The following is an 11,430-nucleotide window of genomic DNA, read 5'->3' as shown; positions in this document are numbered from 1 at the left end:
CCATCTTGTAGGGTACAGTTTAAAATCGAACTGCTGCTTTTGAAGATTGCTATAGTACAACTACACATTCTACATGTATAGTTGGCTAAAATCATTTTAGTCGAGGATTTCGGCAGTGTCGCCAGTGCGTGCACCTGCAGCATTAGCTTCATCTGTATCAATATGCATATCCAGGGCAAAAGAATCGGATACACGTGCAATTACGTTTTCCAGTACCATACCGCGCTCGCCAGACAGACGAACACTCAGTTTTTGCTGATCTTTGATGCCCCATTTTTCAGCATCGGATGTATGGAAGTGAATGTGACGTGCTGCCACAATAACACCTTCCTGAATTTCAACTTCACCAGCTGGTCCTTTGATCAGGATGCCTGGTGTACCTTCGATATTGCCGGATTCGCGCACAGGTGCTTTAACACCAATTGCAAAAGAATCAGTCAGGGAAATCTCCAGCTGTGTTGCCGAACGTGCTGGTCCAAGAATACGCACTTTAGGGAAAGAACCTTTGGAACCTACTACTTCAACAGTTTCGTTGGAAGCAAACTGTCCTGGCTGGGACAGCGGTTTGAATTCAGTCAGCTGGTAACCAGCACCGAACAGAATTTCTACATGCTCTTGGGACAGGTGAATATGACGCGCAGATACACCAACATTTACGATTTTACTCATTTACAATTCACTCCTTATATTGATTTACATTTGTGCTTTGTAACAAATTACACGTACATTGGCATTTGTAAAATGCACACGAATCCATTATACATCTTTTACTATGAAAATGAAAACCAACTCAGCAAAAAGACCCGGCGCTTTCATGAAAAGCAGCCAGGTCTACAGCATACTGAATATTGATCCATTTCATAAGGCTCATATCCAGAAGTCATATGAATCATTCCGATTATCTAGGCTCTACAATCAATTTCATGGCTGTTCTGTCTTCTCCATCAATCACGATATCGGTAAAGGCTGGAATACAAATCAGATCCACACCGCTTGGTGCTACAAATCCTCGGGCAATAGCTACAGCTTTGATCGCTTGATTCAGTGCACCCGCTCCGATCGCTTGAAGCTCTGCAGCGCCGCGTTCACGCAACACTCCTGCCAGGGCTCCTGCGACTGAGTTGGGGTTGGATTTTGCTGACACTTTTAATACTTCCATGATAAGTACCTCCCCTAGGAATGAATGATGGCTTAGCTTCAAAAATGATCGAGATTGCGTCTAGTTAGTATTCGAGGATATGCTTCAAATTCCTTCTTTTCCAAACTTTCGTTTCTGAAAAGAAAGAAAGTTCTCAACAACTCAAGCGGTTAATCCATATACCACTGATCTTCATACATACGGATCTTTTCAATACGCTTGGCACGGCCGGTCTGATCGTCAATTTCGACGAACACTGCATGGAAATGCCACTTTCCTTCACACACCTGGAATCGTGCTGGCAGCTGTGTCTGGAACTTGTACAGTACAGCCTCTTTTTCCATACCGAGTACACCCTCATAGGACCCTACCATACCTACGTCTGTCTGATAGGCGGTACCGCCGGGCAGAATAGTATCATCATTACTCTGCACATGCGTATGGGTTCCAACTACCATGGAAGCTCTGCCTTCCAGATGCCAGCCCATAGCAATTTTCTCGGACGTAGCTTCCGCGTGAAAATCGACCAGAATCGCATTGGTTTTTCCTTTTAACTCATCCATAATCTCGTCAGCCTTGCGGAAAGGGCAATCGATTGCCGGAAGGAATGTACGTCCTTGCAGATTCACAATAGCCAGCTGTTTGCTGCTAACTTTAATGATCGTGTATCCACGTCCAGGCGTATCCGGTGGAAAGTTAGCCGGGCGAACCATACGAGCTTCATCATCGATGAACTCGAAGATTTCCCTATTATCCCATGTATGATTTCCCATCGTAATACCATGAATTCCCAGTGCAAATAATTCATTTGCAATCTTGCGGGTCAGACCGCGTCCTGACGCAGAGTTCTCCGCATTCGCGATAATGATATCCGGGGTATACTTTGATTTTAACCGTGGAAGACTCTCTTTAATCGCTTTACGTCCCGTACTGCCAACAATATCTCCAATAAAAATAACTTTAATGATAATTCCTCCGTCCATTAAAGCAAAAAGTGACCTGCAGACAGGTCACTTTTCGCATCACTCTTTATTTTGCGTAGTCAACCGCCCGTGTCTCACGGATTACAGTGACTTTGATATGCCCTGGATAATCCAGTTCATTTTCAATCGTTTTGGTAATATCACGTGCCAAGCGGAAGCTTTCCGCATCGTCAATCTTATCCGGTTGTACCATAACGCGAATTTCACGTCCGGCCTGAATCGCATAGGATTTTTCGACTCCATCGAAAGACTCGGAGATTTCTTCGAGTTTTTCCAGACGACGGATGTACGTTTCCAGTGTCTCACGACGCGCCCCTGGTCTTGCGGCGGACAATGCATCTGCTGCACCAACGAGCATCGCAATAATGGAAGTAGCTTCCGTATCACCATGGTGAGAAGCAATACTGTTGATAACAACAGGATGCTCTTTGTATTTTTTGGCCAGTTCCACGCCGATTTCAACGTGTGAACCTTCTACTTCATGATCCAGTGCTTTACCGATATCATGCAGTAGACCCGCACGCTTGGCCAGTGTGATATCCTGTCCAAGCTCGGCAGCCATCAGGCCGGTAAGATAAGCGACCTCCATGGAGTGTTTGAGTACATTCTGACCATAACTTGTACGGAACTTGAGGCGTCCCAGAATTTTGATCAGATCCGGATGCAATCCGTGTACCCCTACTTCAAAGGTGGACTGTTCTCCGTATTCACGGATACGCTCGTCTACCTCACGGCGTGCTTTATCTACCATTTCCTCGATACGTGCCGGGTGAATACGTCCGTCAGCCACCAGTTTCTCCAGGGCAGTACGAGCGATCTCACGGCGAATCGGGTCAAAACCGGACAGAATAACAGCTTCCGGCGTATCGTCGATAATCAGGTCGATACCTGTTAACGTCTCCAGCGCACGGATGTTACGTCCTTCACGTCCAATGATTCTACCCTTCATTTCTTCATTAGGCAAGGTGACTACAGAAACGGTAGTCTCCGCTACATGATCAGCTGCACAACGCTGAATAGCGAGTGTGATGATTTCACGAGAGCGTTTATCCGCTTCATTTTTAGCCTGTTGTTCGATATCTTTGATCATTTGCGCGGTTTCATGGCGCACTTCCTGTTCTACATTGCTCAGGATGATGCTGCGTGCATCTTCCATAGTCAGATTGGAGATACGTTCCAGTTCCGATACCTGACTGGTGTAGAGTTGTTCGATTTGCTGCTGTGTCTCTTCGATACGTTTCTCTTTGTTGGCCACTTGTTCTTCTTTGCGTTCCAGTGATTCCAGCTTTTTATCCAGCGACTCTTCTTTTTGCAACAATCGTCGTTCCAGGCGTTGATTTTCATTCCGACGCTCACGAATGTCTTTTTCAGCTTCAGCTCTGAATTTGTGTATTTCATCTTTTGCTTCCAGAACTGTTTCTTTTTTCAGTGCTTCTGCTTCTTTCTTCGCATTCTCTACGATCTGCGCAGCAGCAGTCTCAGCACTGGAAATTTTAGCTTCTGCAAGAGATTTGCGAATAAAATATCCGATCCCGAACCCAAAGAATAATGCGGCAACAACGAGAATTATGACCCAGAGATAACCCATTCTGTTCACCTCCTCGCTGATTCCTCCAAGGTATTCCTTGGGAATTACCATTTTGATGGGTAATGCAATGCTTCATCCCTTTAAATACGTCCATTGCTCATGCGGGTACATGTGCCAATTCCCTCTTCAAGGGAGATAAAACATCTTAATTATTCATACAATCATGATCACAGCAAGCATCCTTCACCTCATTCATCGTCTAACGATTCCAAAAATGACGTAAAAATGACAAACTGCATACATCCATTTTATTATTTGCCAAAAGACATTGTCAAGCAATTGACAGCTCTCTCTTTGACAGCTTGATACAGAAGCAATCGAATACACACATATATGGGCCCGTAAAAGTAACAATAGGATAACAACATGAAGCTGTTATCCCTTTTAGCGACTGACTTTTTTGCCTTGTTGCTTGCTTATGAAGTTAAGAACCATTTTATTATATATCTTCTTCTTCGTGTTCTTCATTTTGTACAGCAGCCAGCGCTTTACGTACCACATCTGACGAATATCCACGTCTCATCAGAAAAGCCATTGTTTTTCTTTTTTTGTCCAGCATCCCACCAGAGGTGCTTCTCCATTTTTTCTCAGCTAATTGGGTAGCTCCTGACAGCTCCTCATCTTCATCAATATTGCCCAGCGCTTCTTCAATATGCTGAGGTTCTACACCTTTCTGACGAAGTTCCTGACGAATCCATACTTTCCCTTTCTTCTGACTCCGCACGCGCTGATTAGCCCACTGCTGTGCGTAGACGCCATCATCAATTAGCTTCTCCTGCTCCAGTCGCTCCAGGGTTACTTCAATAACATGTGGATGGAATTCTTTTTCGCGCAGCTTACGCATGATCTCGGTACGAGTACGTGAACGAAAACTCAGCAGATTAATAGAAGAAGCATAGGCAGATTGACGTTCGTTAGCCTCCATAATTTCTTCCAGTTCTTCTTTGGTAAAGGAAGAACCTTTTAACATCCGATATTTGATCATTACGTCTTCATGTACTCTCAACTTTAGATCACCAAAAAATAAACGATAATGATAACGTGGACGGGTAAGCTGCTCTACTTCACTGATTTCCAATGATTCGCTGGAAGGAAAATCATCAAGCTGCCCAGCTTTCTCCTCAAATTCTTCTTCTAACTCAAAATCTTCCTCATGAGAGGAGGCAGTTTTGTTATTCGGCTTGCGATAGGATCGAAATCGATTCATAAGTTCTCCTTTTTACTTCAATGTTGTTTATCTTTTAGGTACTTATTTAATGCCTGCCTGATCATAGAGAAAAGCGCCTGCACGTATTCTCACGTTCCAGGCGCTTTTTAAAGGTCTGTATTAGACTGGATTATTCAGTTGCTTCTGTGAACAACTCTTGCTCTTCCAGTTCTTCTTTCTTTTTATCTTCTGAACTTGGCTCTTCAACTACTGTAGTCAAGTTGCTCAGCTCACGGATTTTGTTTTCAATAACCAACGCAATCTGTTTATTTTCTTTGAGGAATTGTTTTGCATTCTCTCTACCTTGACCCATACGTTCGCCTTCGTAAGAATACCATGCACCACTTTTGTTAATGATATCTTTTTCAGTAGCGATATCAATCAAGCTACCTTCTCTGGAGATACCTTCACCGTACATGATATCAATCTCAGCTTGTTTGAAAGGAGGAGCTACTTTATTTTTAACTACTTTGATACGCGTACGGTTACCGACTACATCGTTACCGTTTTTGATGGCTTCAATACGACGCACATCCAGACGTACTGTAGAATAGAATTTAAGTGCGCGTCCACCAGGAGTTGTTTCCGGGTTACCGAACATAACGCCTACTTTTTCACGAAGCTGGTTAATGAAGATCGTGATTGTTTTGGATTTGCTGATCGCACCAGAAAGTTTGCGCAGCGCCTGAGACATCAGACGTGCTTGCAGACCTACGTGGGAATCACCCATCTCCCCTTCGATCTCTGCTTTTGGTACCAGTGCGGCTACGGAGTCGATAACGATAATATCAACAGCGCCACTGCGTACCAGAGCTTCAGCGATCTCAAGGCCTTGTTCACCTGTATCTGGTTGGGACAATAACAGTTCATCAATGTTAACGCCCAGATTTTTCGCATATTGAGGATCCAAAGCATGCTCAGCATCAATAAATGCTGCTTGTCCGCCTGCTTTTTGAACTTCCGCAATCGCGTGTAGTGCTACAGTAGTTTTACCTGAAGATTCAGGTCCATATATTTCAACGATACGACCTCTTGGCATACCGCCTGTTCCCAGAGCAATATCCAAAGCAATCGATCCACTAGGTATAACTTCAACTTTCATATGCGTGGATTCTCCAAGTTTCATAACAGAACCCTTACCGAATTGTTTCTCTATTTGACGAAGCGCCATATCCAGCGCAGCACGACGATCTGACAATCAGCTCACATCCTTCTAATGTTTATAGTCTAATTATACTCCATTTTTCAACATTTGCCAAGCTTTTTTCGAACATATATTCGTCTTTTTATACGCCTCCAATCGAACATTACCAATTATTGTAAATTAATTCAACACTACAAATTTACCTGTTTTGGCGGTTCTTCCTGCTTCAAAATGAAAAAAACCGCAGCAATCTGATTGCTGCGGTTCTTCCGTCTGACCTGATCATAACACATTCGATTATAGGTCTGCAACTAATGGACCCATCCATTTTGCTGATGTTCACAGAGGTCCATAATTACTCTGACTCTTACTGATTTTGAGCGATCTGCTCTTCTTGAAGCTCCTTCAGACGCAGCCAGAGGCGATACATAATGCTCTTCGCCGAGCGAATGCGGATCGCTTCGCGATTTCCTTTTAGATTCAATTGGAATACTTGTGTTGGACGATTACGTTCGGCCAATCCTACATAGACCAGACCTACCGGTTTACGCTCTGAAGCACCGGGTCCGGCTACTCCTGTCACAGACACGGCAAAATCCGTATCCAGCAATTTACGGGCTTCGTCAGCCATTACTTCTGCCACTTCTTCACTAACCGCTCCTGGAGCATTCTCGCCTTCCAAGAGTTCATGAGGGACATTCAGCAGCTTCTCCTTCATCTCGTTGGAGTAACTGACTACGCCCCCCATAAATACCAGTGCACTGCCCGGAATACGGGTAAGGTTCTCCATAATCAGACCGCCTGTACAGCTCTCAGCAGCTGCCAGGCTCAATCCCATACCTGTCATCATAAGCAGGATCTGCTCTTCAATCGTAATATCCTGATCGGCATACATATGGTCTGGAAGACGTTTACGGATTTCTGCTTCCATATTTTTAAGCTTTATACTGGCTTCTTTTTCCGAATCGGCCTTGGTAGTAAGACGAATAGTGACTTCGGCTTCTTTGGCATAAGGAGCAATAGTCGGATCAGTCTGGGCACTGATCAGATCCAGCAATCCATCTTCCAGTGCCGATTCTCCGATTCCTGCAAACTTGAGCATTTTGGAATAAATCGGCTGCTCATCCGACAACACATTTTTTGCAAGCCATGGTCTGGCCTGGTTCTCAAACATCGGCTGCAGTTCTTTCGGTGGACCTGGCAGCACAATATAATGCTTGTCTTCCTGAGATACGGCAATACCAACAGCAAGTCCAACTTCATTATCAAGCGGATCACTGCCTTCCAGAATAATCGCCTGACGACGATTGTTCTCTGTCATGGGCTTATCGCGACCTTCAAAAAATGATTCGACTTTCTTCATTGCTTCCGGATAGATATGCTGGGATCGGCCAAGCACTTCTCCCAATGCGTCCTTAGTAAGATCATCCTGTGTGGGCCCGATTCCACCCGAGAACAAAATCACATCAGCCCGACTGCTAGCCAATTCGATCGCCTGTTTCAAGCGATTCAGGTTATCGCCAACAACGGTCTGATAATATACATCTATGCCGAGGTAAGACAATTGCTGTGATAAATAGCGTGCATTGGTATTGGTAATCTGTCCGAGCAGCAGCTCCGTACCTACTGCTATAATTTCCGCTTTTACTGATTTCATCGTTTTGTCTCCCCCTTGTTATCCTATACAGTGTAATAGATATGTCTGATAAAATAGCTTGATTTTACTAATTAATAGGCTCTGCCAAATGGCTGTATCCACAGAAAACGGCAATAGAGAATCCCCTATTGCCGCTCTTTATATATCACCCATTTTTTACATATAGAAACATTCTTTATGAATTGGACAGATGAATCAGATGTTTGTTTTTGATGAAATAATCCACACCTGAATACAATGTAATCAGTGTAGCTGCCCAGATCGCAATCTGATCAAAAGGAATTCCCAAAAGTGCAAACGGGAAATTATTAATCATCAGTGCTACGATTGCAACAATCTGGGTAATCGTCTTAGCTTTCCCCCAATTACTGGCTGCCACTACCGCACCTTCGAGCAGAGCAATCTGACGCAGACCGGTAATTGCAAATTCACGGAAAATAATAATAATTGCCATCCAGGCTGCACATTTATCTAAAGAGACCAGCGATATAAGCGCAGCAGATACAAGAAGTTTATCCGCCAGAGGGTCGAGCAACTTGCCTAGATTGGTTACCAGATTGCGACTACGCGCAATATGTCCGTCAATGCCATCCGTACTCGCAGCGATAATAAAGATCAGTGCGGCAATCAGATCATTATAACTCAGTTGAAATGTGCTTCCAATGCGGATTACCTGTTCACCGAAAGGAAAATCAATAAGCAAAAACAGCATCATGACCGGTACCAGACAGATTCGGGCAAGTGTTATGCGATTCGGCAGATTCACAGCGCACCTCCTATACTGATTACAGCCTGATTATTCAGTGGCTGATATGTAACTGCATCTGATCCCGTCTTGTTTTTCATATAACTTGCAGCCTCCATCAGCTCTGTAACGCTAAGTTACATGCCACTTTATTTCATATTGGTAAATTGCAAATCCAATGACAAATCCGCTTTGCGCAGCAGCTGAATAACAGCTTGCAGATCATCTCTGCTCTTGCCGGTTACACGCAGCTGTTCTCCCTGAATCTGGCTTTTCACTTTGAGTTTGGAATCACGGATCAGAATATTTATTTTTCTGGCATTGTCCTGATCTATTCCCTGTTTTAGTTTGAGACGCTGACGTACGGTTCCCAGTGAGGCAGATTCAATGGAGCCATATTCAATATTTTTAACAGGTAATCCCCGCTTTATCATTTTAGCCTGTAAAATTTCAATTAGTGCTCCCAGTTTGTACTCGTCATCAGAGATCAGTACAAGGGTATCTTTTTCCAGGGTCAATTTACTTTTACTGCCCTTAAAATCATAACGGCTTGCCAATTCCTTTTCCGTCTGATTAATGGCATTGGTCATCTCCTGCATATCTAGTTTGGATACAATATCAAATGAACTTTCTGAAGCCATGTTGTCTCCCCCTCTTTATTCATTAAATTATAGGTGAAATTCTGCGGCAAGTCTAATCCTTGTCAGAGCCATCCTGTTCAAAAAAAGACCTGATTCATATTAAACCATTTCTGCTATTCTCATACCGATTTGGGCTACCCCATGGGAAAAGGATATCCACTGTTCACATAACAGAACAGCGGATATCCTTTGATGACAAAATCAGTTGCCGTCTGTTGAAGAATCTGTCGTACCAGTCGTTGAGGTCGCATCCGTACTGTCTGTTCCCTCGGTAGTATCTGTTGTACCAGTACTGTCTGTTCCTTCAGTAGCAGTACCTGCAGCTGCATCTTCCTTAACCCATTTCAATACAATACGAGACGTCGCTTTGCCATCTGTAATTGTCTGGCCATTGATCGTAATCTTGGTTGCCGGAGAATTACCGGATTTGATAAACAAACTGCTGTCTGTCAGATCATAAGACAGGCTCTGCCCACTCTGAGTATTATCATAGAACAGGCGCTCTCCACTGGTATCTGCTGATTTGTAGACTTCCAGCCAGCTTTGACCTGTTGCTTCGATATTTACTTTCAATGGCGTTGTACCCGTATAATTAACATTGAAAAGGGTATTACGGCCTTCTTTGCCAGCTTCGGTAATTACCGGGTTGGCAGAAGTATCGGTAGTTGTACCTTCTGCCGTCTCCGTGCCTGTCTCCGTTGTACCATCTGTCGATTCAGTACCTCCAGGTGTCTGCTCGGTTCCTGTGCCGGATGGCTGCTGTTCAGTACCCGTAGTGTCACTTGGTTGCTGCTGGCCTGTATTTTGCGACGGCGGTGTTGTTGTGTTAGGCGTCGTTGCGGTTGGTTGTTCCTGCTTTGGCGGAGTCGTATTATCGGCAATATCGGGTGCACCGTTTTGCTTGATAACAAAGATCCATACCAGTACGATAATCAGAATCGGAAAAGCCCACATCAATACAGTCGACAGCCATTTACCGCTGCGGCCTGTTGAAGCAGTACGTCTAGCCGATCGGCGCTGCTGCACTACAGGCTCCATGACCGGTTCCGGTTCTGCCTCCGGTACTGCATCCTGATGTTCTTGTAATAATTCATCTGCATTTAACCCTACAGCCTCTGCATAGGTCTTGATAAAAGCCCGTACATAGAAACTGCCCGGGAGCACCTTGAAATCACCCGCTTCGATGGCTTCCAAATAGCGCTTGCGTATTTTTGTCATTTCCTGTACATCATCGAGCGATAAACCTCTAGCAAGGCGGGCGTCTCTTAATTGGCGACCCAGATCTGACATACTATTACCTCCTGATTAGATTGTTTTGTAGCTATTAAATATCGTCCGTATAACTTTCGGTGAATTTATCATAGACGATCTCTTCATCCGGATTGTTACGCAGTTCAATAATAATATCAAAATCGCTGTAGTCGTAATCCGACTCTCTGACAAAAATATCCGGATGCTCAATAACCTTGGTACTCTGCATCTGCATAATATTTTGCAGCAGTTCATGGTGGCGCTCATTGGAACGAATAGTACTGACGATGCCATCAATAATAAATACATTGGCATCATTCATTTCTTCCTCGGACAGCTGGCTGCGCACTGTCTGTCTCAGCAGCGTCGAGGATACGAATGTCCAGCGTTTCATGGCGCATACGCTACCTGCAATAATGGACTCTGTTTTACCTACACGCGGCATTCCACGCAGACCGATAATCTGGTTACCCTCACGCTTGAATATTTCACCCAAAAAGTCCACAAGTAAACCAAGCTCTTCTCTTGTAAATCGGAACGTTTTCTTGTCATCGGAGTCACGTTCGATATAACGGCCATGACGAACTGCCAGAATATCGACCAATTTGGGTTGACGCAAAGCAGTAATTGTAATATTGGTTACTTTGGCCAGCATATCGCCAAGCAATACGATTTTCTCATCATCATCCGATTCCAGCAGCATCCCTCTGGTTTTGCCCTCCACACCATTAATCGTGCGAATATTCACATTGAGCATTCCGAGCAAAGACGCCACATCCCCAAGCAACCCAGGACGGTTTTTATGTATCCTGTATTCCAAATACCATTGTTTTAATTCCACGTTCACCTCGAACCTTTCTTCCCGTTCCTGTAATGAATCTCTTCATTATCTGCGGGCGATGTATATCAGATTAATAAATCCGTGCCAGTACAATACATTTGTTCATTTATACATGAAAAGCAGTCGCTCCCATCGAATCGCATACTGCTGTCAGCTTCAAGTCCTTAACACGTTAATGATATATAAAATGATATAGAAAGGCAAGCCGCGAAAGGTAACAACTTTGGAATGCGAA

At 44.2% G+C, this 11,430-nt stretch carries 11 protein-coding genes; all 11 read right to left on the bottom strand.

The window, feature by feature from the left end; genetic code table 11:
- Positions 1 to 96: 96 nt before the first annotated feature.
- On the bottom strand, positions 97 to 669 hold the full coding sequence (gene pduL, locus H065_RS0114230) for a phosphate propanoyltransferase (protein WP_017813749.1): 573 nt from the start codon (positions 667 to 669) through the stop codon (positions 97 to 99).
- A 229-nt stretch (positions 670 to 898) separates the two neighbouring features.
- The gene (locus H065_RS0114225) at positions 899 to 1,159 is read right to left on the bottom strand and encodes a stage V sporulation protein S (protein WP_017813748.1); all 261 of its coding nucleotides are present in this window, start codon (positions 1,157 to 1,159) and stop codon (positions 899 to 901) included.
- Between the two features lie 149 nt (positions 1,160 to 1,308).
- The gene (locus H065_RS0114220) at positions 1,309 to 2,121 is read right to left on the bottom strand and encodes a TIGR00282 family metallophosphoesterase (protein WP_017813747.1); all 813 of its coding nucleotides are present in this window, start codon (positions 2,119 to 2,121) and stop codon (positions 1,309 to 1,311) included.
- Positions 2,122 to 2,167: 46 nt separating this feature from the next.
- Positions 2,168 to 3,709 carry a ribonuclease Y gene (gene rny / locus H065_RS0114215; RefSeq protein WP_017813746.1) on the bottom strand — a complete coding sequence of 514 codons (1,542 nt, stop codon included), beginning with the start codon at positions 3,707 to 3,709 and terminating at the stop codon, positions 2,168 to 2,170.
- 439 nt (positions 3,710 to 4,148) lie between these two features.
- Positions 4,149 to 4,916, bottom strand: a complete 768-nt coding sequence (locus tag H065_RS0114210; RefSeq protein WP_017813745.1) for a regulatory protein RecX — start codon at positions 4,914 to 4,916, stop codon at positions 4,149 to 4,151.
- Positions 4,917 to 5,046: 130 nt separating this feature from the next.
- Positions 5,047 to 6,114 (bottom strand): recombinase RecA, encoded by a 1,068-nt coding sequence (gene recA / locus H065_RS0114205; RefSeq protein ID WP_017813744.1) that lies wholly within the window; start codon positions 6,112 to 6,114, stop codon positions 5,047 to 5,049.
- Positions 6,115 to 6,427: 313 nt separating this feature from the next.
- Entirely contained in the window at positions 6,428 to 7,717 is a 1,290-nt protein-coding gene (locus tag H065_RS0114200; protein ID WP_017813743.1) for a competence/damage-inducible protein A, read from the bottom strand.
- 175 nt (positions 7,718 to 7,892) lie between these two features.
- Positions 7,893 to 8,483 carry a CDP-diacylglycerol--glycerol-3-phosphate 3-phosphatidyltransferase gene (pgsA, locus tag H065_RS0114195; protein WP_017813742.1) on the bottom strand — a complete coding sequence of 197 codons (591 nt, stop codon included), beginning with the start codon at positions 8,481 to 8,483 and terminating at the stop codon, positions 7,893 to 7,895.
- A gap of 128 nt (positions 8,484 to 8,611) precedes the next feature.
- Entirely contained in the window at positions 8,612 to 9,103 is a 492-nt protein-coding gene (locus H065_RS0114185; RefSeq protein WP_017813741.1) for a YajQ family cyclic di-GMP-binding protein, read from the bottom strand.
- Positions 9,104 to 9,304: 201 nt separating this feature from the next.
- Positions 9,305 to 10,393, bottom strand: coding sequence for a helix-turn-helix domain-containing protein (locus tag H065_RS0114180; RefSeq protein WP_017813740.1), 1,089 nt, complete (start codon positions 10,391 to 10,393; stop codon positions 9,305 to 9,307).
- A gap of 34 nt (positions 10,394 to 10,427) precedes the next feature.
- Positions 10,428 to 11,195: a DUF3388 domain-containing protein gene (locus H065_RS0114175; RefSeq protein ID WP_026136233.1), complete on the bottom strand. Its 768-nt coding sequence runs from the start codon at positions 11,193 to 11,195 to the stop codon at positions 10,428 to 10,430.
- Between the last annotated feature and the right edge of the window lie 235 nt (positions 11,196 to 11,430).

This window comes from Paenibacillus shenyangensis (assembly GCF_000346635.1).
Classification (GTDB): Bacteria; Bacillota; Bacilli; order Paenibacillales; family Paenibacillaceae; genus Saccharibacillus; species Saccharibacillus dauci.
This window is presented reverse-complemented; position numbering and strand designations above follow the sequence as displayed.

Excerpts from the sequence above, each read along its gene's own strand:
- pduL (WP_017813749.1), bottom strand. The coding sequence starts at position 669 with ATGAGTAAAATCGTAAATGTTGGTGTATCTGCGCGTCATATTCACCTG.
- H065_RS0114225 (WP_017813748.1), bottom strand. The coding sequence starts at position 1,159 with ATGGAAGTATTAAAAGTGTCAGCAAAATCCAACCCCAACTCAGTCGCA.
- H065_RS0114220 (WP_017813747.1), bottom strand. The coding sequence starts at position 2,121 with ATGGACGGAGGAATTATCATTAAAGTTATTTTTATTGGAGATATTGTT.
- rny (WP_017813746.1), bottom strand. The coding sequence starts at position 3,709 with ATGGGTTATCTCTGGGTCATAATTCTCGTTGTTGCCGCATTATTCTTT.
- H065_RS0114210 (WP_017813745.1), bottom strand. The coding sequence starts at position 4,916 with ATGAATCGATTTCGATCCTATCGCAAGCCGAATAACAAAACTGCCTCC.
- H065_RS0114200 (WP_017813743.1), bottom strand. The coding sequence starts at position 7,717 with ATGAAATCAGTAAAAGCGGAAATTATAGCAGTAGGTACGGAGCTGCTG.
- H065_RS0114185 (WP_017813741.1), bottom strand. The coding sequence starts at position 9,103 with ATGGCTTCAGAAAGTTCATTTGATATTGTATCCAAACTAGATATGCAG.
- H065_RS0114180 (WP_017813740.1), bottom strand. The coding sequence starts at position 10,393 with ATGTCAGATCTGGGTCGCCAATTAAGAGACGCCCGCCTTGCTAGAGGT.